Source organism: Rugamonas sp. GW822-FHT03B10 (assembly GCF_058801745.1).
Map to the genome: position 1 here is coordinate 43,786 of NZ_JBXANP010000017.1, position 20,076 is coordinate 63,861.

Annotated in this window: 18 protein-coding genes, 1 pseudogene and 1 riboswitch; of the genes and pseudogenes, 8 read left to right on the top strand and 11 right to left on the bottom strand. The window is 65.3% G+C overall.

What is annotated here, in order from left to right:
- Nucleotides 1-17: 17 nt before the first annotated feature.
- Together AC1RQG_RS22040 and smpB are read right to left on the bottom strand one after the other, a co-directional pair.
- Nucleotides 18-2,387, bottom strand: a complete 2,370-nt coding sequence (locus tag AC1RQG_RS22040) for a peptidase S53 (protein WP_493134568.1) — start codon at nt 2,385-2,387, stop codon at nt 18-20.
- 75 nt (nt 2,388-2,462) lie between these two features.
- Nucleotides 2,463-2,549, bottom strand: a riboswitch (cyclic di-GMP riboswitch).
- A gap of 137 nt (nt 2,550-2,686) precedes the next feature.
- On the bottom strand, nt 2,687-3,136 hold the full coding sequence (gene smpB / locus AC1RQG_RS22045; protein WP_182154608.1) for an SsrA-binding protein SmpB: 450 nt from the start codon (nt 3,134-3,136) through the stop codon (nt 2,687-2,689).
- 95 nt (nt 3,137-3,231) lie between these two features.
- Here smpB and AC1RQG_RS22050 point away from each other — a divergent pair, with 95 nt between their 5' ends.
- Together AC1RQG_RS22050 and AC1RQG_RS22055 are read left to right on the top strand one after the other, a co-directional pair.
- On the top strand, nt 3,232-3,663 hold the full coding sequence (locus AC1RQG_RS22050; RefSeq protein WP_493134569.1) for a type II toxin-antitoxin system RatA family toxin: 432 nt from the start codon (nt 3,232-3,234) through the stop codon (nt 3,661-3,663).
- The gene (locus tag AC1RQG_RS22055) at nt 3,656-3,943 is read left to right on the top strand and encodes an RnfH family protein (RefSeq protein WP_493134571.1); all 288 of its coding nucleotides are present in this window, start codon (nt 3,656-3,658) and stop codon (nt 3,941-3,943) included. Before AC1RQG_RS22050 ends, AC1RQG_RS22055 begins: the two co-directional genes overlap by 8 nt.
- An 84-nt stretch (nt 3,944-4,027) precedes the next feature.
- On the opposite strand, the gene AC1RQG_RS22060 is transcribed toward AC1RQG_RS22055, so the two are convergent.
- From AC1RQG_RS22060 to AC1RQG_RS22080, 5 genes are all read right to left on the bottom strand, one after another.
- On the bottom strand, nt 4,028-5,089 hold the full coding sequence (locus AC1RQG_RS22060; protein WP_493134572.1) for a porin: 1,062 nt from the start codon (nt 5,087-5,089) through the stop codon (nt 4,028-4,030).
- Nucleotides 5,090-5,257: 168 nt separating this feature from the next.
- Entirely contained in the window at nt 5,258-6,580 is a 1,323-nt protein-coding gene (locus tag AC1RQG_RS22065) for an MFS transporter (RefSeq protein ID WP_493134573.1), read from the bottom strand.
- A 34-nt stretch (nt 6,581-6,614) separates the two neighbouring features.
- The gene (locus AC1RQG_RS22070; RefSeq protein ID WP_493134574.1) at nt 6,615-7,136 is read right to left on the bottom strand and encodes a gluconokinase; all 522 of its coding nucleotides are present in this window, start codon (nt 7,134-7,136) and stop codon (nt 6,615-6,617) included.
- A gap of 260 nt (nt 7,137-7,396) precedes the next feature.
- Nucleotides 7,397-8,425 carry an HTH-type transcriptional regulator GntR gene (gntR, locus tag AC1RQG_RS22075; RefSeq protein ID WP_493134576.1) on the bottom strand — a complete coding sequence of 343 codons (1,029 nt, stop codon included), beginning with the start codon at nt 8,423-8,425 and terminating at the stop codon, nt 7,397-7,399.
- Between the two features lie 84 nt (nt 8,426-8,509).
- Complete coding sequence (locus tag AC1RQG_RS22080; RefSeq protein ID WP_493134578.1) at nt 8,510-9,019, bottom strand: DUF4124 domain-containing protein; 510 nt, start codon at nt 9,017-9,019, stop codon at nt 8,510-8,512.
- A gap of 168 nt (nt 9,020-9,187) precedes the next feature.
- Between AC1RQG_RS22080 and guaB the strand changes: the two genes are divergently transcribed.
- Nucleotides 9,188-10,651 (top strand): IMP dehydrogenase, encoded by a 1,464-nt coding sequence (gene guaB, locus AC1RQG_RS22085; protein ID WP_493134580.1) that lies wholly within the window; start codon nt 9,188-9,190, stop codon nt 10,649-10,651.
- A gap of 111 nt (nt 10,652-10,762) precedes the next feature.
- Nucleotides 10,763-12,373, top strand: a complete 1,611-nt coding sequence (gene guaA, locus AC1RQG_RS22090; RefSeq protein ID WP_493134582.1) for a glutamine-hydrolyzing GMP synthase — start codon at nt 10,763-10,765, stop codon at nt 12,371-12,373.
- A 144-nt stretch (nt 12,374-12,517) separates the two neighbouring features.
- On the opposite strand, the pseudogene AC1RQG_RS22095 reads toward guaA, so the two are convergent.
- The 4 genes and pseudogenes from AC1RQG_RS22095 to AC1RQG_RS22110 form a co-directional block, all read right to left on the bottom strand.
- Nucleotides 12,518-12,613: pseudogene (locus AC1RQG_RS22095) on the bottom strand (oxidoreductase); the annotation flags it as partial.
- A gap of 87 nt (nt 12,614-12,700) precedes the next feature.
- The gene (locus tag AC1RQG_RS22100; RefSeq protein ID WP_493134584.1) at nt 12,701-13,564 is read right to left on the bottom strand and encodes a class I SAM-dependent methyltransferase; all 864 of its coding nucleotides are present in this window, start codon (nt 13,562-13,564) and stop codon (nt 12,701-12,703) included.
- Between the two features lie 97 nt (nt 13,565-13,661).
- Nucleotides 13,662-14,555 (bottom strand): NAD(P)/FAD-dependent oxidoreductase, encoded by an 894-nt coding sequence (locus AC1RQG_RS22105; RefSeq protein WP_493134586.1) that lies wholly within the window; start codon nt 14,553-14,555, stop codon nt 13,662-13,664.
- The gene (locus AC1RQG_RS22110; RefSeq protein WP_493134588.1) at nt 14,548-15,168 is read right to left on the bottom strand and encodes a TetR/AcrR family transcriptional regulator; all 621 of its coding nucleotides are present in this window, start codon (nt 15,166-15,168) and stop codon (nt 14,548-14,550) included. The genes AC1RQG_RS22105 and AC1RQG_RS22110 overlap by 8 nt, the downstream gene beginning before the upstream one ends.
- Before the next feature lie 509 nt (nt 15,169-15,677).
- On the opposite strand from AC1RQG_RS22110, the gene AC1RQG_RS22115 reads away from it, so the two are divergent.
- The 4 genes from AC1RQG_RS22115 to AC1RQG_RS22130 are packed head-to-tail and all read left to right on the top strand — an operon-like array spanning nt 15,678 to nt 20,068.
- Nucleotides 15,678-16,844, top strand: coding sequence for a LacI family DNA-binding transcriptional regulator (locus AC1RQG_RS22115; RefSeq protein ID WP_493134589.1), 1,167 nt, complete (start codon nt 15,678-15,680; stop codon nt 16,842-16,844).
- Nucleotides 16,841-18,127 carry a sugar ABC transporter substrate-binding protein gene (locus AC1RQG_RS22120; protein WP_493134590.1) on the top strand — a complete coding sequence of 429 codons (1,287 nt, stop codon included), beginning with the start codon at nt 16,841-16,843 and terminating at the stop codon, nt 18,125-18,127. The genes AC1RQG_RS22115 and AC1RQG_RS22120 overlap by 4 nt, the downstream gene beginning before the upstream one ends.
- The gene (locus AC1RQG_RS22125; RefSeq protein WP_493134592.1) at nt 18,117-19,187 is read left to right on the top strand and encodes a carbohydrate ABC transporter permease; all 1,071 of its coding nucleotides are present in this window, start codon (nt 18,117-18,119) and stop codon (nt 19,185-19,187) included. Before AC1RQG_RS22120 ends, AC1RQG_RS22125 begins: the two co-directional genes overlap by 11 nt.
- Complete coding sequence (locus AC1RQG_RS22130) at nt 19,184-20,068, top strand: carbohydrate ABC transporter permease (protein ID WP_493134593.1); 885 nt, start codon at nt 19,184-19,186, stop codon at nt 20,066-20,068. Before AC1RQG_RS22125 ends, AC1RQG_RS22130 begins: the two co-directional genes overlap by 4 nt.
- The last annotated feature ends 8 nt before the right edge of the window (nt 20,069-20,076 follow it).

Genomic DNA, 20,076 nt, shown 5'->3' on the forward strand with positions numbered 1-20,076 from the left:
ATCCGCGCCCCGTTGGCTCAATAGGCCTTGATCGTGATGGGCATGCTGGTCTGCACACTGTGGCCGGACGAATCGCTGACCACGATCAGCAGCTTGTAGCTGCCCGTCACCGGGCTGGCCCAGTTGACGCCGATGTTCAGTCCATTCGGCGTGAACATGATCCCCAGCGGCGCGTTGGAAATCGAAATCCTCACATAGCTGCTGCCCGGCGCGCTGATGCCGATGGTGCCGGCCAGCGGCTTGCCCGCCACGCCCGACAAGGCCGGCGCGTTGACGGTCAGGCTGGAACTGACGGCGGTGCTGGTGCCGATCGAGATCTTGACCACGCCCTGGCCGGTCAGGCCGGTCTTGCTGTCCCTGGCCGTCACGGTCACGCTGTAGCTGCCGGCCACGGGGGCGGCCCAGCTCACCACGCCGCTGCTGCCGATGGCCATGCCGGCCGGCGCGCCGCTCAGCGCATAGGTGACGGGATTGGCGCTGCTGACCGCGACCGTGAACGACAACGCCGTGCCGACCTTGCCGGTGATGCTGCCGCCGGTGACGACGGGCGCGCTGGCGGCCGCGATGGTGACGGTGTAGGCGCCCTGGCCCTTGAGACCGGTCTTGCTGTCGGTGGCGGTGACAACCACGGTGTAGGTGCCGGCGACCGGCGTGGCCCAGCTCACCACGCCGGTGCTGCCGATGGCCATGCCGGACGGCGCCCCGCTCAGGGTGTAGCTGAGCGCATTGGCGCCGGAGGCGGACACGGTGAACGACAGCGCCGTGCCCGCCTTGCCGCTGACGGCGGCCGACACCACGGTGGGCGCGGTGGCCACGGCCGTGGCGCCGGACAGGGCGCCCAGCAGGCTGCTCGCGTTGGGCGTGCCCAGGCCGCTCAGCTGGTCGTAGCCGCTCCTGGCGCTGCAGGTGGCGCAGCTGCCGTCGCTGCCCGCGATCACGTCGCCGAACGCGCTGGCGTAGTTGCCGGGCACGCTCGCGATCTGACCATACAGGACGGCGTGCGGCGCGCCCAGCGCCGGCCTGGCGTTCAGCGCGCGGGTGGCGTTGGCCACGGCGATCAGGCCGGCCCACTGCGGCGTGGACAGGCTGGTGCCGCCGGCGCTGATCCAGCTCGGCGTGGTGGCGCCGGCGGCGATCACGGCCACGTACTGGCCCGTTTTCGGATCGGCGTTGAACGACACGTCGGCCACGCCGCGATGGGCCAGCGTGCCCAGGCCGGGCACGGCGCTGCTCTGGTAGGCGGGTGTGGTCGTGTAGGCGCTGACGCCGCCGCCGGTCAGGGACCAGCCCACTTCGCTGCGGCTGCCGCTGCCCGTGTAGGTGAGCGAGGTGCCGCCCACGGCCACCACGTTGGGCGACACGGCCGGCCATTGCACGCCGGCGCCCGAGTCGCCGGTGGCGGCCAGGTAGCTCATGTTGGCGGCCGTGAAGACGGCGTTGGCCGACCCCGTCCAGCTGCCCTCGGGCGTGCCGAAGCTCATCGACACCACGCCCGGCCCCATCGCGTTGGCCAGCCTGATGGCGCCCTGCAGGCTGTCGACCGACGGGCTGGCCGCCTCGATCAGGACGATGCGCGCCAGCGGCGCCGTGGCGTGCGCCCACTGGACGTCAAGCGAGATTTCCGTGGCCCAGCCCGCATCGTAGGCTGGCTGGGTGGCCGTCATGGCGCCGGCGCTGGTGTTGAACACGACCGACAGGTCGCAGCCGCCGGCCGACGGCGCGGCCAGCGGCAGGACGGCGCTGGTGGCGATGCTCTTGCGGGTGCAGGCCGGCAGGCCGAATTTCGCATTGAACGCGGCCAGTTCGGTGGCCACGTTCGGATTATGCATGGCGTCCACGATGTAGATGGTCTGGCCGGCGCCCAGTTGCGCCGCCAGGGCCGGGCTCAGCGTGGTGCCGGACGGCGGCAGGGCAGGCAGCCCGTAGGCGGCGCGGATCTGGGCCGGCGTGTAGGTGGTGACGGTGCCGCTGGTGGCCATCGGCGCCAGCGTGCTGTCCTGCGACTGGGGCGGGGCGTATTCGAGCCGGTCCAGCGGCAGGCGGCGCGTGGACAGCCGGCGCGCGGACGGCGGCAGCAGCATGGTGCGCGGGCCGCGGCGGGCGCTGGCGGCATAGCCGTCGGCGTCGGTGTCGTCGGGCGCGTCGAGCAGCACGGGCGCGATGTGGTAGGCCGGTTGCACTATCAGGTTGGCCGCCGCCGGCAGGATGGGGTTGTCCAGTTCCAGCGTGGTGGTGGAGGTGGCCACCATGGCCGCCACCCGGGCGCCGGCCGGCGCGCTGTCCTGGCCGGGCGTGCCGCCGCATGCGCTCAGCAGGGCCGCAATGGCGGCCGCCAGCAGCAAGCCCGGACGGGCGGTGGGGAACGAAGATGGCTGGCAAGTCTGCATGGCGTGGCGCTTCCCTGTGTGCGAAGGCCACGCTGCGACAACGTTGGCGACCATGCAAGGCGCGGACGACCCGACGTTGGCAACCCCGCTACCTTGGCGCGTGCGCGCTGTAGGCCGGTGGTTTTGCGTCCCCACCTTTCGGAGGGTTTGCCTTCGGCGAATGACGAATGAAACCGGCGCAGGACAAGGCGCCGGTGGTTGCCTGATTGTATCATCAGGCAAGATTCAACTGGTTGCTGGTGTCCGAAGAATATGCACGATGGCGTGCGTTGCGTCAGGTCCGGCGCACGGCGCGGCGGTCAGCGGCGGTGCTGCTTCATGGCCGACGCCACTTCGCGCTTGCCGTCGCGGTCCTTCTCGGCGGCCCGCTTGTCGTGCATCTTCTTACCCTTGGCCAGGCCGATCTCGCATTTCACGCGGCCGCCCTTGTAGTGCAGGTTGAGCGGCACCAGCGTGTAGCCGGCCCGTTCCACCTTGCCGATCAGCTTATCCATCTCCTGGCGGTGCAGCAGCAGCTTGCGGGTGCGCACGGCCTCCGGATGGATGTGGGTGGAAGCGGTGGGCAGGGCGCTGATGTGGGCGCCGAACAGGAACAGCTCGTCGCCCTTGATGGTGACGTAGGCTTCCTTGATCTGCACCCGCGCGTCGCGGATCGCTTTCACTTCCCAGCCTTCCAGCACGATGCCCGCTTCGTAGCGGTCCTCGATGAAGTAGTCGTGAAAGGCTTTTCTATTATCGGCAATGGTCATGGCGTGGTAATTACTAAAAACGGGCGCGGGTCGGTTAAACTACGGGGACGCGCCAAAAACGCGAATAATTCAACATCATAGCAAACGGTTACGTAATGGCAGTAGTTCACAAAACAGTTTTCCTCGGCTACAGCGCCCAACAGATGTTCAACCTGGTGGCGGCGATCGAGGATTATCCCAAGTTTCTGCCATGGTGCGGGGGTGTTGAAGTGAAGGAGCGCAGCGAGGAGACGGTGGTGGCCAGCCTGGCCATCCATTATCGCGGCGTGCGCCAGAGCTTCACGACCGCGAACGTCAACACGCCGCACAGCACGATACAGATGCGGCTGGTGGACGGACCTTTCAAGGCCCTCGATGGGGTGTGGAACATCAAACCGCTGCGCGACGACGCATGCAAGGTGGAGCTGGACCTGCATTACGAATTCTCCAGCGCGCTGCTGGAACAACTGATCGGCCCCGTGTTCGGCATGATCGCCAACAGCATGGTCGATTGCTTCTGCAAACGGGCGGAGACGGTGTATGGCTGACCAGATTCACATCCAGGTGTGCTACGCGCTGCCCGAACAGCAGTTCCTGCGCGATCTGACGGTGGACGCCGGCACCACCGTGGCGCAGGCCATCGCCCTCAGCGGCCTGGGGCAAGCCATGCCCGGCATCGACCTGACGGCACTGCAGGTCGGCATCTACAGCAAGAAGAAGACGCTGGACACGGTGCTGCGCGAGCACGACCGGGTGGAACTCTACCGCCCGCTGATCGCCGACCCCAAGAACGCCCGCCGCCGCCGCAAGGCCAAACCCCAACCCTGAGCTTTGCCGCTTAAAAAGGGTCAGACCCCTGGGTCCGACCCTGGCTTTTTCAGTGATAGCGCTACCAAAGAAGCGCCGGAAAAATCAGAAACGATGACGCAAGCCAGCCGTGAACTGCTTATTCCCCGTCCCCGGTTCCTCGCTGTTGCCTTCCGTGTAAGCCGCGCCGTTATGGTTGCGGATCAGCGCGTACGAGGTGTACAGGTCGGTGCGCTTGGATAAGCCATACATATAGGCCAGCGCATACTGCTGCGCGTCCTGGTTGAAGGCGCTGCGGTCGTCCTTGCGGATGTAGGTGGCCACCACGGTGCTCACGCCGAACGGGACGGACACCCCCAGCAGCAGGTCGCGGCTGTCGGTGGACGCGGTGGGCGCCGCGCCGCCGAAGCTGGCGGCCGTGTTGTTGAGTGAGGCGCTGTTCAAGCCCTTGTCCACGCCGTAGCCGGCATAGAATTTGGCCGGGCCGAAATCGTAATTGGCGCCGAGCAGCGTGTTGCGGGCCGCCTCCTGGTTCTTCAGCACGGCCGTGTCGTTGTCGCGGTGGTGGTAGGCCAGGCGCACGTTGAACGGGCCGTTGCTGTAGCCGAAGGAGCCGCCCAGCGCGCGGCCGGCCGCGTTGTCGCCCGCCACTTCACCGGCCGCGAACATCGCATCGCCGCTGAAGCCGTTGAACTCCGGGCTGCGGTACAGCACCGAGTTATTGGCGCGGAAGCCGGTCGACGCCATCAGGTTGTTGGAACGGGCGATGCCGTTGCGCAGCGGGTCGACGATGGTGTTGAGGGTGGTGAACAACGGCGTGTCCTGCAGGCCGGCCGAGATGGCGCCGAAGTTGCCGCGCAAGCCGACCGCCGTGTTGCGGCCGAACAGCGTGTTGTTCTGGGTCGAGCTGCCTGTGTCGGCGTGGATGCCGCCTTCGATCACGAAGAAGGCCGATAAGCCGCCGCCCAGGTCTTCATTGCCGCGAAAGCCCCAACGGCTTTGCGTGGCCATGCCGCTGGTGACGCGGGTCGAGGTGCCGGCGATACCGCCCCGGTCCTGCGATACGCCCAGATCCATCACGCCGTAGAAGGTGACGTTGCTGTCGGCCAGGGCGGCGCCGGACAGGGTAAGGGCGAGCGCGGTCAGCGCGGGAATGCGAATGTTCATCTAAGTCTCCAGAGTTGTTATGGATGCCGCGCGCGCTGCGGGTGCGCGCGGGCGGGTGGTTCGCCGTCCCGGCGCGGGGACGGCGGTTACATGGCGTGGAAGCGGTGTTCCGCGCCGGTGTCGGTGGGCCGGTCGTTGGACCGGTCAGCGGCCATGTCAGTGGCCAGGTCAGTGGACCGGCAGCGGCGTCGGTGCGGCCGGTTCCGGATCGGGGATGGGCTCGATTTTGCCGAGCACGAACACGAAGGACACGATCCCCACCAGCAGGATCACGCCGGCCACCATGAACGCGTTGGCGAACGAGTTGGTGGCGCCGACGATGATGCCGGTGACAATGGGGGCGGCCGCACCCATCAGGTTGTTGGCGAAGTTCATGATGCCGCCGATGGTGCCGGCGCCGCCCTTCGGCGCGATCAGCGATGGCAACGACCAGCCCACCGGCGCGGCCGAGGCCAGGCCGCCCAGCGCGATCGAGATCCACACGATGGCCCACACGGGATCGGTGGTCCGGGTGGCGCCGAACACGGCCAGCCCGAGCAGCATGCCGACGATCAGCACGCCCTTGCGCACCAGCGATTCATCCTTGCCGCGCGAGATCAGGTGGTCGATCAGCCAGCCGCCCACGAACAAATCGGTGGCGGTGGCCACGGCCCAGGGGATGGCGGCGAAGCCGGCCGATTTCAGTATGCTCATGTGCATGGTCTGCACCAGGTAGCCGGGCAACCAGGTGAGGAACAGGTAGAACGAGTAGCCATAGGCGGCGAAGCCGATGGTCAGGCCCCACACCTTCGATTTGCCCAGCAGATAGCCCAGCATGTTGAACGCGCCCGCGTTGGACGGGCCCTCGGGCGCCGCGCCGCCTTGCTGGATGTAATGCAGTTCCTGCTTCGACAGTTTGGGATCGGCGCTCGGGTCGCGGTAGAACACGAAGAAGGCGATGAAGTAGCTGAAGCTGAGCAGGGCGGTCAGGGCGAAGCCCCAGCGCCAGCCGAGGCTGACGATGGTGACGGCGATCAGCGGCACGCCGATCACGTTGGAGAACTTGGCCGCCGCGTCGAAGATGGCGGTGGCCATGCCGCGCTCGTGGCGCGGGAACCAGTAGCCGGTGGCCTTGGAGCTGACGGGGAAGGCCGGCGCCTCGGCGATGCCGAGCAGGATGCGGGCCGCGAAGATGCCGGCGAAGCCGCTGGAGAAGGCGGTGATGGTCGATGCCACGCCCCACAGGAACGCGCCCCAGCGGCCCACGCGGGTCGGGCCGAAGCGGTCCAGCACCATGCCGACCGGGATCTGCAGCACCGAGTAGGACCAGGCGAAGGCACTGAACAGCAAGCCCAGCTCCACGGCCGACAGGTTGAACAGCTCCTTGATCTGCGGCGCGGCCACGGACAGGCCGATGCGGTCGATGTAGTTGATCAGCACGCCCATGCCGAGCAGGGCGCCGATGCCCCAGCGGCGCTTGGGAATTTTCTGGTGGGGTTGGGTGGTGTTCATGTTGTCTCCGTTGGTGGTGTGGGTGGGCGCGGCGTTATGCGCGTGCGCCCTGGTTGTCCAGGATGGCGTCGACCAGTTGTTGCGGCGACTGGTTCAGGTCCAGCAGCACGCCCGCCTCGTCAGGCTGCAGCGGTTCCAGGTCGCGCAGCTGGCTGTCGAGCAGGGAGGGCGGCATGTAGTGGTTCACGCGCGCCGCCATGCGTTCCGCGATCACGCTGCGCGGCCCGGACAGGTGGGCGAAACGCAGGGCGGGATTGCCGGCGCGCAGCAGGTCGCGGTAGCGCCGCTTGAGGGCGGAGCACGACAGCACCAGGCCGCGGCCTTGCGCCGTCGCCTCGCTGATCTGCTGCTGCAGCGTGTGCAGCCAGCCGGCGCGGTCGTCGTCCGTCAGCGGCATGCCGGCGGCCATCTTGGCGACGTTGGCGGCGGAGTGGAAGCTGTCGCCTTCGAGGAAGGGCAGGTCCAGCGCAGCCGCCAGCCGTTGCCCGATCTCGCTCTTGCCGCAGCCGCTGACGCCCATGACGACCCAGCAGGTGGGGTGGTTGGTTTTGCTCATATCGTGGTGTGCCTGCTTAGTTTGGAACTTGGGTTTCGGTGAAATGATAGCGCTAACATCGGAATCGAAGTCTAGACCATCGCGCCGATTTGTAAAGCGGAATCGATGCTGCGATGCAGCAGGCCGCTTGGCCGGGGTGATCGCGTGCGGTTTGTTGTGGCGTGTGGACAACAGCGGACCCAAAACCGGGGTCAGGTCATGCCTTCACGCATCTTGCGTGAAGGCATGACCTGACCCCGGTTTTTTGCGCGGCTTCGCGTTCAGGCGCTTTCGCGCGCCATCAGCGTGAAGCCCAGGTCGAGGTGGGGGGTGGACGGCGTTTCGCCCCGGATCACGCTGCGCAGCAGGGTGGCCGCTTCGTGGCCGATGCGGTAGCGCGGCGTGCCGATCGTGGTGACCGATGGATTCATCCAGGCCGAGGCGGGCAGGTCGTTGAAGCCGCAGATGGCCAGCTGCCGGGGCACGGCGATGCCGCGCCGCTGGCACTGGTAGATGGCGCCGTGCGCCAAGTCGTCGTTGCAGCAGAAGATGGCGTCGCAGTCGGGCGCCTGCGCCAGCATGCGGCCCAGCAGTTCGGCGCCCAGCGCGATGGTGGACGGATCGGGCACCATCAGCTCCAGCTTGGCGTCGGCCAGCCCCGCTTCGCGCATGGCCTGGCGGTAGCCGTCGGCCCGCTTCAGCGTGCGTTCGTCGAGCTGGGCGCCGATGAAGCCGATGCGCTTGTGGCCTTTGTCGATCAGGTAGCGCGTCATCGCCTGGCCGGCCTGGAACTGGGAGAAGCCCACCGTCAACTGGGCCGGATCGTCCGATAGATCCATCATCGAGACGATGGGCACGCGCGAGGCGGCCAGCATGCGTTCCACGCGCGGGCTGTGCGTGAGGCCGGACAGCAGGATGCCGTCCGGGTTCGATTGCAGGTAGATGCCGAGCAGCTTCTCCTCCTCGGCGTCGGAGTAGCGCGTGTTGCCGATCAGGATCTGGTAGTCGTCGGCGTCGAGCGCGTCCTGGATGCCGGCCAGCACGGCCGTGAACACGGCGTTCGACAGCGACGGCACCAGCACCACGATCACCTTCGATTGCGCCGAGGCCAGCGCGCGCGCGGCGCGGTTGGGCACGTAGCCCAGTTCCTCCACCGCCCGCTGCACGCGCTCGCGCAGCGCCGACGACACCATGTCCGGCTGGCTGATCGCGCGCGAGGCCGTCATGGTGGCCACGCCCGCCCGTTCCGCCACCGCCGCCAGCGTGACGCGGCCGCTGGCGCGGCTCCTTGGTGTGACTGTCTTGCTCATCCGTGCCTGTCGGTCAATGTTGATCGCGCCATCTTACGGCAGGCGGGGCGGGGGCGGGGAAGTATTGCCCGGGACACGCTGCGTTCAATGGCAGTTGGCCAGCGCCTGCCGGGTCTTCTTCGCCAATTCCGCCCGTTCCGCGTCGCCCATGACGACCCGCTGGCCATCCTTGTCGTAGGTGGTCATGCGCATGCCTTCATCGAGCGCGCGCTGGTTGTTGCGGGCCGATTCGCAGTTCGATTGCTCGGCCGCCTTGCGCCGCGCCTCGTCGGCGCTTTTCTGGGCGGCCTGCGCCGCCTCGGTCTTGCGCTTGTTGAAATCGGCGTTGCGCTCGCCCAGCGTCGGTTGGGCCTTGGCCCTGGCGTCGGCCGCGTCGGCCGGCTGCTCGTCGGGTGCCGGCGCGTAGGGGTTGAACAGCGGCTTGCCGGGCGCCTTCAGGATGTTCTTCTCGGGGATGTTGGGCGGGGGCGGGCGGTCGGACAATTGCTTGATGCCTTTTTCGTCTATCCACAGGTATTGCGCCAGCGCCTGGGTCGAGACGGCCAGCAGCGCGGCGGCCAGCGCCACGCGCAGCGGGGTAGAAATGGGTTTCATGGTGATGCTTTCCGGGGGACAGGGCGAACGCGCCGCTGGGCAGATTTCGCCATGATTTACGGCAACTGTCAATCGCGCGGCAAACGGTGTGACGGATTTTTTTCCGCGCCGCAAGGACGGCGCGTCCAGAATTCTGTATAATCTGCTTTTGCGCCAATAGGAAATGCTATGCGTCTACTCCAAAAAGCACTCACATTCGATGACGTGCTGCTCGTCCCAGCGTACTCGAACGTCCTGCCTGCCGATACGTCCCTCAAAACCCGCCTGACCCGCAATATCAGCCTGAACATCCCGCTGCTGTCGGCCGCGATGGACACCGTCACCGAAGCCCGTCTGGCCATCGCCATGGCGCAAGAGGGTGGCATCGGCATCATCCACAAGAACCTCAAGCCGAAGGACCAGGCCCGTGAAGTGGCGCGCGTCAAGCGTTTCGAGGCCGGCGTGCTGCGCGACCCGATCACCATCCCGCCCGAGATGAAGATCCGCGACGTCATCAAGCTGACCGAGCAGTATGGCATTTCCGGTTTCCCTGTCGTGTCCGGCAAGGAAGTGGTGGGCATCATCACCAACCGCGACCTGCGTTTTGAACAGGAACTGGACGCCGAGGCGCGCGCCAAGATGACGCCGCGCGAAAAGCTGGTGTACGTCAAGGAAGGCGCCGACACGGCCGAGGCCAAGCGCCTGATGAACAAGCACCGCCTGGAGCGCGTGCTGGTGGTGAACGACGCCTTCGAGCTGAAGGGTCTGATCACCGTCAAGGACATCCAGAAGTCGACCGAGCACCCGCTGGCGTCCAAGGATAGCCAGGGCAAGCTGCTGGTCGGCGCCGCCGTCGGCGTGGGCGCCAAGGACGAGGAGCGCATCGAGCTGCTGGTGGCCGCCGGCGTGGACGTGCTGGTGGTCGACACCGCCCACGGCCACTCGCAAGGCATCCTGGACCGCGTGAAATGGATCAAGACCCGCTTCCCGCACGTGGACGTGATCGGCGGTAACATCGCCACGGCCGCCGCCGCCAAGGCGCTGGTCGAGTACGGCGCGGACGCCGTCAAGGTCGGCATCGGCCCCGGCTCGATCTGCACCACCCGCATCGTGGCCGGCGTGGGCGTGCCGCAGATCACCGCCATCTCGAACGTGTCCGAGGCGCTGGAAGGCACGGGCGTGCCCTGCATCGCCGACGGCGGCATCCGCTTCTCGGGCGACATCTCCAAGGCCCTGGCGGCCGGCGCGTCGACCGTGATGATGGGTTCCATGTTCGCCGGCACGGAAGAGGCGCCGGGCGAAGTGATCCTGTACCAGGGCCGCAGCTACAAGTCCTACCGTGGCATGGGCTCGCTGGGCGCGATGTCGGACGGCTCGGCCGACCGCTACTTCCAGGACGCCGCCATGAAGCAGGACAAGTTCGTGCCCGAAGGTATCGAAGGCCGCGTGGCCTACAAGGGCTCCGTGCTGGCCATCATCTTCCAGCTGGTGGGCGGTGTGCGCCAGTCGATGGGCTACTGCGGTTGCGCCACCATCGACGAACTGCGCAGCAAGGCCGAATTCGTCGAGATCACCTCGGCCGGCATGCGCGAATCGCACGTGCACGACGTGCAAATCACCAAGGAAGCGCCGAACTACCGTTCCGGCGACTAAGCCTTGCGACGCCGGCGGCCCGTGGCCGCCGGCGTTCCCGTTTCAGGGCCGCCGTGGGCGGCCGTCCCGCCCAGCTGTACCGATTTCATCATTTAGAAGCCCCTATCTTCCATGCATTCAAAAATCCTCATTCTCGATTTCGGCTCCCAGGTTACCCAGCTGATCGCGCGCCGCGTGCGCGATTCCGGCGTGTTCTCGGAAGTGTACCCGTACGATGTCAGCGACGAGTTCGTGCGCAATTACGGCGCCGCCGGCGTGATCCTGTCGGGCAGCCACAGCTCCACGCTGGAAGGCGACGCCCCGCGCGCGCCGCAGGCCGTGTTCGAACTGGGCGTGCCGGTGCTGGGCATCTGCTACGGCATGCAGACCATGGCGGCCCAGCTGGGCGGCAAGGTCGAGAACGGCCTGGTGCGTGAATTCGGCTACGCCGAGGTGCGCGCGCGCAGCCACACCAAGCTGCTCGACGGCATCAACGACTTCGTCACCGAAGAAGGCCACGGCATGCTGAAGGTGTGGATGAGCCACGGCGACAAGGTGCTGGAGATGCCGCCCGGCTTCGTGCTGATGGGTAACACCCCGAGCTGCCCGATCGCCGCCATGGCCAACGAGGAAAAGCATTTCTACGGCGTGCAGTGGCACCCGGAAGTGACGCACACGGTGCAGGGCAAGGCCATGCTGGGCCGCTTCGTGCACGAGATCTGCGGCTGCAAGTCGGACTGGAACATGCCCGACTACATCAGCGAAGCGGTGGAGAAGATCCGCGCCCAGGTCGGCAAGGATGAAGTGATCCTGGGCCTGTCGGGCGGCGTCGATTCGTCCGTGGCCGCCGCGCTGATCCACCGCGCCATCGGCGACCAGCTGACCTGCGTGTTCGTCGACCACGGCCTGCTGCGCCTGGACGAGGGCAAGATGGTGATGGACATGTTCGCCAAGAACCTCGGTGTGAAGGTGATCCGCGTCGACGCCGAAGCCCAGTTCATGGGCAAGCTGGCCGGCGTGACCGATCCCGAGCAGAAGCGCAAGATCATCGGCGGCGAGTTCGTGGAAGTGTTCGACCAGGAGTCGGGCAAGCTGACCAACGCCAAGTGGCTGGCGCAGGGGACCATCTACCCGGACGTGATCGAGTCGGCCGGCAAGGGCAAGAAGGGCCAGACCATCAAGAGCCACCACAACGTGGGCGGTCTGCCCGAGCACATGAAGCTGAAGCTGCTGGAACCGCTGCGCGAACTGTTCAAGGACGAAGTGCGCAAGCTGGGCGTGGCGCTGGGCCTGCCGCATGACATGGTGTACCGTCATCCGTTCCCCGGTCCTGGCCTGGGCGTGCGCATCCTCGGCGAAGTGAAGAAGGAATACGCCGACCTGCTGCGCCGCGCCGACGCCATCTTCATCGAAGAGCTGCGCAACACGCCGTACGAGTTCGTGACCGGCCAGGCCGTGGACGAGGAGCAGCTGCCGAAGAACTGGTACGAGGCGACCAGCCAGGCGTTCGCCGTGTTCCTGCCCGTGAAGTCGGTGGGCGTGATGGGCGATGGCCGCACCTACGAATACGTGGTGGCGCTGCGCGCCGTGCAGACCCAGGACTTCATGACCGCGCACTGGGCGCACCTGCCGCACGCGCTGCTGGGCAAGGTGTCGAACCGCATCATCAATGAAGTGCGGGGCATCAACCGCGTGGTGTATGACATCAGCGGCAAACCGCCGGCGACCATCGAGTGGGAGTGATGAGCTCGCTTTAAGTCTTTGATTTAAAACGGAAAATAAGAGGTCGTTGATGATGCGGTTTTGATCATCAACGGCCTTTTTGTTTATGTTGAGCATTGAATGTTTTTCAGCCCGAGCCTCTGGCTCAACCTTTGCGTCGGCATGTCAGGCCAGCCCGAATGTTTTCCGCAGGCTGGCGTCGACCGGGCCTGCAGGCATGAAGCGGCGCAGCTTGCTCAACAGTGCAGCATCGCCTTTTGGCATCGGCAGGGCATCGGGGTCAGCAGGGCATTGGAGGCAGGGGCATCGACATGACTGCTGGCGGGGGCACCTCCCCGTTCATCCCTGTCAGCTAGACGGATTGCGCGCCGTGACGATCCACGCCGCGCCGTCGATCATCACCGACCGCTCGCCGGGAAGGGCCGCGAAGGCGGCACGCGTCGCGGCCCAGGCCCGGGCGCGGACGTCGTCGGGCTGGTCAGCGAGCACACGCGACAGCGGGCCGACCTCGAGCGCCATCCTCACCGCGTCGTCGAGCGCAGCGTCCCGCGTCGCGCCCTCGCCGAACGGGACGGCGGCATCGAAGGGCGCGCTGGCGATATCGGTGTAGCCGGCTGCCGTCAGGATGTGCGCCACCCGGCCCCGGTGGCCGAACGAAAATGGACCGGGCGCATCGGGACCGGGCGGCGCGGCCGGCGGGACGATGCCCTTGAGTGCGTCCATCGGCAAGCGCACCCAATCGTTCTCCGCCGCGCCGCGCCAGCAGACAAAAGCGACCCGCCCACCCGGCCGGAGCGCGCGTCGCATATGGGCGAACGCCCCGGTCGGGTCGTCGAAGAACATGACCCCGAAACGCGAGAACAGGATGTCGAACGCGCCCTCGGGCAGTTCGGCACTGCCGGCGTCGGCCACCTGGAACAGGGCCGGCATACCGTGCGGCGTCAGCGCGCGCGCCCGGCTGATCAGCGGTTCGGATATGTCCACGCCCAGCACTTGGCCCTGTGCGCCGACGCGCGCGGCCAGCGCCAGACTCGACGCGCCCGCGCCGCAGCCGACGTCCAGCACCCGTTCGCCCTGGGCGGGCGCGGCGGCTTCGATCGCGGCCTGGCCAAACACGGCCACCAGCGCGTCGAGCCGGGTCTGGTTGGCGACCCAGCGCTCGCCGCTTTGACCATTCCAGTCGGCGGTCTGATCAGTATTTTTCTCTGCCATGCCATCTCCTTGTTGTGGTTGTTTCATGCCTCACCGCGCCGATCTACGCCAACCTCCTCGAAGGCGCCAACGCGATCGGAGCAGGGGAGCCTTGCTCTCAAACCAGCATCGATTGCTGGGCGAAGATACCGGCCATCGCGCCCTGCGATGATGCCAGGGTGACCGAGGGCAAGAAGGGCGTGGCGAGGTCGCCGGCGGCGTAGACACCGGGCGTGCTGGTTTGGCGCCGCTCGTCGACCTTGAGGACAATGCCGGTGGGCGTATCCACCGTGGCGAGGCCCAGTGATTCATGCAGGCTAGCGGACGGCTTATTGCGCGGTTGGGCGAACAGGATATCGACAGCGATAGTGCGGCCGGTGTCGAGATTAACGGTGGCGATACGGCCTTTGTGATGGGCGATTTCGACGATCCGGCCATCGACCACAGGCAGTTGGCGGCGTGCCAGATCGGCCTGGATATCGGGCGGAATGTCGTGCCCATCGGCGAAGAGCGTCAACTTGTCGGTCCAATCCTGGAACAGTTTGGCAGACTGGTGCGAATGCGGCCCGGACCAGACCAGGCCCCAATGCTGGCCGGCGACTTCAAAGCCGTCGCAATAGGGGCAGGGCACGATGGATGTGCCCCAGCTTTCGGCAAAGCCCGGGACATCAGGCATCTGGTCACTCACGCCATAGCTCAGGATCAGGCGGCGCGCCCCGAGGCTTGCGCCATCGCCAGTGAGGACCGAGAAATTGTCGATGGTGCCGGAGACGCTGTCGGCCCTGGCATTGACCAGCCTGATCGTGGGATAGCGCGCCAGCTGCTGCCGGGCCTCGGCCAGGATATCCAGCGGTGGCTTGTGATCGTGGCCGAGCAGGCCGTGCGAGTGGCCGGCGAAGCGATTGCGCGGCAGGCCGGTATCGAGAACGGTGACCTTGCGGCGGGCACGGCCGAGCTGCAGGGCGGCGGCGAGGCCGGCAAAGCTGCCGCCGATAATGATGACGTCATCCATGTTGATGTGCTCCGTGTTGTGGATGGAGGGGGACAGCACTGGCAGCCAACTCCATCAAGTTATGAATGGGCGCTTGCAAGAACTGCTTCGAGAGCTGCTCGTCGTTGACCACCCGTGAGAGGACGACCGCGCCGACCATCGTCGAGAGGATGGTCATGGCCTTGCGGCTGGGTTCATCGCCTTCAGCGTCGCCCACCCAGCCACCGAGTAGCGCAAGATATTCCCTGATTCCGGCTTCGAATGACGCCTTGACGTCGGCGCCCTGCCTGGCGGCATCGGAGCCGAGCGCCACCACCGGACAGCAGTCCAGCTTTTCCTCGCGATGTTCGGGACTGAGGTAGAGCGCGATCAGCGCGCCAAGGGGATCGTCGGGATGCGCCAAGGCCGTGGCAGATAAGCGGCTCAAGGCACTCGCCATCGCCCGCCTGGACGCCTGCGCGGCCAGATCGTCTTTTGACTCGAATTGCTTGTAGAAAGCGCCCTGGGTCAGGCCGGCGCCCTTCATCAGGTCCTTGAGGCCTATGCCGTCAAAGCCGTGTTCCCTGAACAGGCGGCTTGCCACGTTGATCACAGTTTCCCGGTTCTCCGCCGCCTGGGTGCGACTTACCCGCATTGTCATCTCCTTTTAGATTATGTTCGTACTCTATCTAATATAGAGTGCGATCGCAATCTATTTTGAGACTAAGCGACGGATGCGTTAGGCCGGGCGCGCGGGAGGCTTCCGGGTAGGTAGCTTCAGAGCTGATCGTTTGGCGCGGAGACAACCGCGCGGCGGTGGAGATAGTGGTACTTCTGATGGTATTGTCTCTGATGCCTTTAGAAAACTTCAAAAGAATCAGCTACTTGGAGGGGTAATTGATAATCGAGCGGAAGTGAAATTTCCAATTGGAAATGTTATCTTTCGTAAATGACTAAAGCTAAAGCCCTGTTTTGCAGGGCTTTATTTTTTCCAGTCGACGCCCAACCAGCTTGTCCTCAGCAGTGCCCAAACAGACATCGCTGTCCGATTGCGCGCTGAATTGACTGACTCCCTTTGACCCCCCCTTCCATTGCCTGGCGAACGCGGCCAGGCGGTCGTTAAATCCTTTGAATCCCAACTCCACCAGATCCTCGTGAAGCTGCTTGTGGCAATTCTTTCAGATCACTTTTCAACTTGTTGTTGACGCCTTCGAGGCAACGGAATATCATGCGAACCAACAAATGACAACGTTGGACATTTTCACCGGAGTGGATTGCCGGCGAAATCAGCAAGGAGACAAAGTGGCAACGATTCACGATGTGGCGGAAAAAGCCGGGGTATCCATTAAAACCGTTTCGCGCGTGCTCAATGGCGGAACGGAGGTGTCGGAGCGGACCCGCAAACGGATAGAGTTGGCCATGCAGGCGCTGGAATTCACCCCGTCGGCGGCAGCGCGCATGCTGCGCGGCCGGCCGACCGGCCTGGTGGCTGTGATCGCCGAGCAATTGACCACGACGCCGGATTCGTCGGAGATCATCAAGGGTATCCAAAACGTCTGCGAGCAGTTGGGCAAGGTATTGTTGATCGGTGAGACCGGCGGCCATGCGGACGTCGCGAGCCGGCTGGTGGCGGATATGCGTGAACGCCGCGTGGAAGCGATTCTGTACGCCACCCCGTTTCACCGGGAAGTGGCGCTGGAGCCGTTGCTGGGAAACACGCCGACGGCGCTCGCCAATTGCTTCGAAACGCCCGGACGTTACACCCAGGTGGTGCCGGACGACGAAGGGGGAGGCTACGCCGCCGCCCAGATCGTCCTGCAGGCAGGGCATCGCCACATCGCCTTCTTGCAATTAATTCCAAGCATGGTCGCAACCGACTTGCGTCTGCGCGGCTTCCATCGGGCCATGCGGGAGCACGGGGTGACGCCGAATCCGGCGTGGCTGATCCATGGTGCGGAAGCTGCCGAGGAAAATGAGTTTTCCCATCTGGCCGAGGCGGTCGAGCGGCTGTTCGCCGCCAAACAGCGGCCAACCGCCATCCTGTGCGGTAACGACAAAATGGCGATGCGCGTGATCTTCATCCTGCAGCGCCGAGGCCTGCGGGTTCCCGCCGATGTGTCGATTGTCGGCTTCGACGATTTTCGCCTGATTTCGGAAGCGCTCGATCCGGGGTTGACCACGGTGGCGCTGCCGTACCGCGAAATCGGCGAGTTGGCCGGGCGGCACGTGCTGCAGCAAGCCGCCGATCCCGCCGCGACGATCCGCGTACCCTGCCTGCCGGTGATGCGCGGCACGGTGGGGGCGCCGGCGGCCAAGGCGGGGCGGCAATGAACAAGTATCTGACAGTCCTGCTGGCGCTGGCGGCGACATCGGTGCATGGCGCGCCGGTGGAAATCAAGCTGTGGCGCCACGATACCGGCGACCTTGAAATGGTGGCTGGGAAGGCCGCAGCCGAGCGGTTCAACCGTTCGCAGGCGCACTGGAGGGTGGTCATCGAAGCCATCCCCCAAGGCTCGTACACGGAATCGATCACCGCCGCTTCGCTGGTGGGGCAACTGCCTTGCATCATCGCGATGGACCAGCCCACCGTTCCCAATTTCGCCTGGGCCGGTCACGTGCAGCCACTCGACCAGCTGCTGCCGGCGCAGGCCGTGGCGCCATTGCTGGCGGGAGGGCGCGGCACGTACAAGGGCCGGCTGTATAGCGTTGGCCAGTTCGACGTGGTGCTCGCCTTGTTTTCGCGCCGCTCGCAGCTGGACGCGCTGGGCGTGCGGGTGGCGACGCTCGATCATCCCTATACCGCCGCCGAGTTCCACGACATTCTCGTCAAGGTCAAACAAAGCGGCCGATATCGTTTTCCGCTCGACCTGAATGGCCGCTTCAAGGGCGAGTGGTACAGCTATGCGTACTCGCCCTGGCTGCAGAGCGCTGGTACGGATTTGATCGACCGGGACAATTACCTGCGGGTGGACGGTGTCCTCAACAACGACGCGGGGGTGGCGGTTGGCCGCTACTACGGCCACCTGTTCAAAGAGAGGTTGGCCGAACGTATTCCGGCCGACGACAAGGCGTTCGAACAGGGGCGCTCGCTGTTCCACTATACCGGCTCATGGAAGGCCCGCGAGTACAGCGCGCAGTTCGGCGACGACCTGGTGGTCATGCCGCCGCCGGACTTCGGACACGGCCCGAAAATCGGCGCGGCTTCGTGGCAATGGGGCATCACACGCAGCTGTCAACAGCCGCAAGGCGCTGCCGCCTTTCTGTCGTTCCTCATCTCGCCGGCGGAAATAGCGGCCGCCTCCATCGAGACGGGGCTGGTGCCGGTCAGCGCGGAAGGCGCGGCGCTGACCAAACATTACCGTTCCGGCGGGGACTGGCGCCCGTACTTTGAATTCGCCAAGCGCTACGCCGTGCCGCGTCCTGCCACGCCGGCCTATCCGGCGATGTCGTCGGCGTTCGAGAAGGCCATGGCCGATATACGCAGCGGAAAGGATCCGGCCGAGGCGTTGGATGAGGCGGTGGAAGCGATGGAACACAATATTGCGCGCAATGACGGCTATGGATTCGGCAAAGCCGCACCGGCGCGCGCCAAGGAGGCGATGCATGAAAACTAAACACGGTCAGGACAGCCCATGGGCTGTGGCGGCCTTTGCTTCACCAGCGCTGATGCTGTTCTTCCTGTTCGTCGTGCTGCCGATGCTGCTGGCGGCCGCGGCCACGCTGACCAATCACAGGTTGATGTCCCCGGAGCCGACGCGTTATGTTGGCCTGGCCAATTACCAGCGCCTGCTGGCATTGAAGCTGACGGTGATCGAACCGCTGCGCGGACCGGACGGCGCGGCCGTGCGTGACGACGATGGCGTGCGTTATCCAACATGGCGTCAGGTGCGCAAGGAGCGGCCGGAGCTGGCGGGCTTTCGGGTCGCATATAGTGTCGACGTCGGCGGATCGCGGATCGTCCTGGCCGCGAGCGACCCATTATTTTACCGTTCGCTGATCAATACTTTCCTGTTCGCGCTGCTCGTGCTGCCATTGCAGTGCGGTGTCGCGCTCGGGCTGGCGATACTGGTCAACCAAAAGGTGAGGGGACGGATATTCTTCCGCACCGTGTATTTCGCCCCGGTGGTCACTTCCATGGTCGTCGCTTCGATCGTGTGGGCATTCATGCTGAACACGGACCGCGGCATGCTCAATGAACTGTTGCGGGGCTTGCTGAACGACCCGAACGCGGGGCCGGACTGGTTGGGCGACAGCCGCTACGCGCTGCCGGCCATCGCGCTGATGTCGGCCTGGCAGGGGGCGGGATTCCAGATGCTGGTGTTCCTGGCCGGGCTGCAGTCGATTTCGCCGGAGTTGTATGAGGCCGCCACCCTGATGGGTGCGAATGCCTGGCAGCGCTTTGTGCATGTGACCTTGCCGGGTCTGCGCAACACCATCATCTTTGTGCTGGTGTCGACCACCTTGCTGGCTTTTGGCCTGTTCACCCAGGTAGATGTGATGACCTCGGGCGGGCCGTTGGACTCGACGTCGACCGTGGTGTACCACGCCGTGCGTACCGGTTTCAAGGAACAGGACGTGGGCTACGGCTCGACGATCACGCTGGTGTTTTTCATGATCGTGCTGGCGTTGTCGGTGTTGCAGCGGTTGCTGGTGTCGAAAGGAGCGGGGAAATGAATCTGCACTTGGGTAAGGTTGTGCGTGCGGCGGGGCTGCTGGCCGCCATGAGCGCCATCGGTGTGGTGTTTATTGCGCCGCTGTTGTTCATGTTGCTCTCGTCATTCAAGGATGACGCCGCGATCTTCGCCAACCTGAACAGCTGGTCGGCTTACATTCCCAACGCCGCCTGGTCGTTGCGCAACTACGCGGCCGTGTTCCAGAAGAGTGACTTGCCGTCGTTCCTGCTCAATTCGACACTGATTGCCGCGCTGGTCGTGGTGGGCGGCGTCCTCGTCAACAGCATGCTGGCCTATGCCATCGCGCGCCTGCGCTGGCGTGGGCGGCAGGTGGTGCTGGCGCTGGTGGTGGCGATGGTCATCGTGCCGTTTGAGGTCATCGCGATCCCCCTGCTGTCGCTGGTCTCCCGCTTGCCCTGGCCGGCGTTCGAGCACGGACAGCTGACGCTGCACAGTGGCTGGTTCAACAGCCTGCATGTGCAAGTGATTCCCTTCCTGGCGAACGCATTTTGCGTGTTCCTGTTTTACCAGTTCTTCCGTGACATTCCACCGGAACTCGATGAGGCCGCCAAGATGGACGGCGCCGGACCTTGGACGGTATATGCCCGCATCATCATGCCCAACAGCGGTCCGGTGATCGCCACCGCCGCGATTGTGTTGTTCATCTCGGCCTGGAACCAATACCTGTGGCCCATCATGGTGATACAGGGGGAGGCTTTCCGTCCTGTGCAGCCAGGCATACAGCAATTTTTTGGACGCACCAACTCGTGGGGTCAGATCATGGCCTACGCCACGGTGATCACACTCCCTGTGCTGGCGGTGTTCCTGGCGTTCCAGCGGCAATTCGTCGCTTCGGTCGCCGGCACCGGCATCAAGGGCTAACTTTGGAA

Coding starts and splice junctions, on each gene's coding strand:
- AC1RQG_RS22040 (WP_493134568.1), bottom strand. CDS start 2,387: ATGCAGACTTGCCAGCCATCTTCGTTCCCCACCGCCCGTCCGGGCTTG.
- smpB (WP_182154608.1), bottom strand. CDS start 3,136: ATGACCATTGCCGATAATAGAAAAGCCTTTCACGACTACTTCATCGAG.
- AC1RQG_RS22050 (WP_493134569.1), top strand. CDS start 3,232: ATGGCAGTAGTTCACAAAACAGTTTTCCTCGGCTACAGCGCCCAACAG.
- AC1RQG_RS22055 (WP_493134571.1), top strand. CDS start 3,656: ATGGCTGACCAGATTCACATCCAGGTGTGCTACGCGCTGCCCGAACAG.
- AC1RQG_RS22060 (WP_493134572.1), bottom strand. CDS start 5,089: ATGAACATTCGCATTCCCGCGCTGACCGCGCTCGCCCTTACCCTGTCC.
- AC1RQG_RS22065 (WP_493134573.1), bottom strand. CDS start 6,580: ATGAACACCACCCAACCCCACCAGAAAATTCCCAAGCGCCGCTGGGGC.
- AC1RQG_RS22070 (WP_493134574.1), bottom strand. CDS start 7,136: ATGAGCAAAACCAACCACCCCACCTGCTGGGTCGTCATGGGCGTCAGC.
- gntR (WP_493134576.1), bottom strand. CDS start 8,425: ATGAGCAAGACAGTCACACCAAGGAGCCGCGCCAGCGGCCGCGTCACG.
- AC1RQG_RS22080 (WP_493134578.1), bottom strand. CDS start 9,019: ATGAAACCCATTTCTACCCCGCTGCGCGTGGCGCTGGCCGCCGCGCTG.
- guaB (WP_493134580.1), top strand. CDS start 9,188: ATGCGTCTACTCCAAAAAGCACTCACATTCGATGACGTGCTGCTCGTC.
- guaA (WP_493134582.1), top strand. CDS start 10,763: ATGCATTCAAAAATCCTCATTCTCGATTTCGGCTCCCAGGTTACCCAG.
- AC1RQG_RS22100 (WP_493134584.1), bottom strand. CDS start 13,564: ATGGCAGAGAAAAATACTGATCAGACCGCCGACTGGAATGGTCAAAGC.
- AC1RQG_RS22105 (WP_493134586.1), bottom strand. CDS start 14,555: ATGGATGACGTCATCATTATCGGCGGCAGCTTTGCCGGCCTCGCCGCC.
- AC1RQG_RS22110 (WP_493134588.1), bottom strand. CDS start 15,168: ATGCGGGTAAGTCGCACCCAGGCGGCGGAGAACCGGGAAACTGTGATC.
- AC1RQG_RS22120 (WP_493134590.1), top strand. CDS start 16,841: ATGAACAAGTATCTGACAGTCCTGCTGGCGCTGGCGGCGACATCGGTG.
- AC1RQG_RS22125 (WP_493134592.1), top strand. CDS start 18,117: ATGAAAACTAAACACGGTCAGGACAGCCCATGGGCTGTGGCGGCCTTT.
- AC1RQG_RS22130 (WP_493134593.1), top strand. CDS start 19,184: ATGAATCTGCACTTGGGTAAGGTTGTGCGTGCGGCGGGGCTGCTGGCC.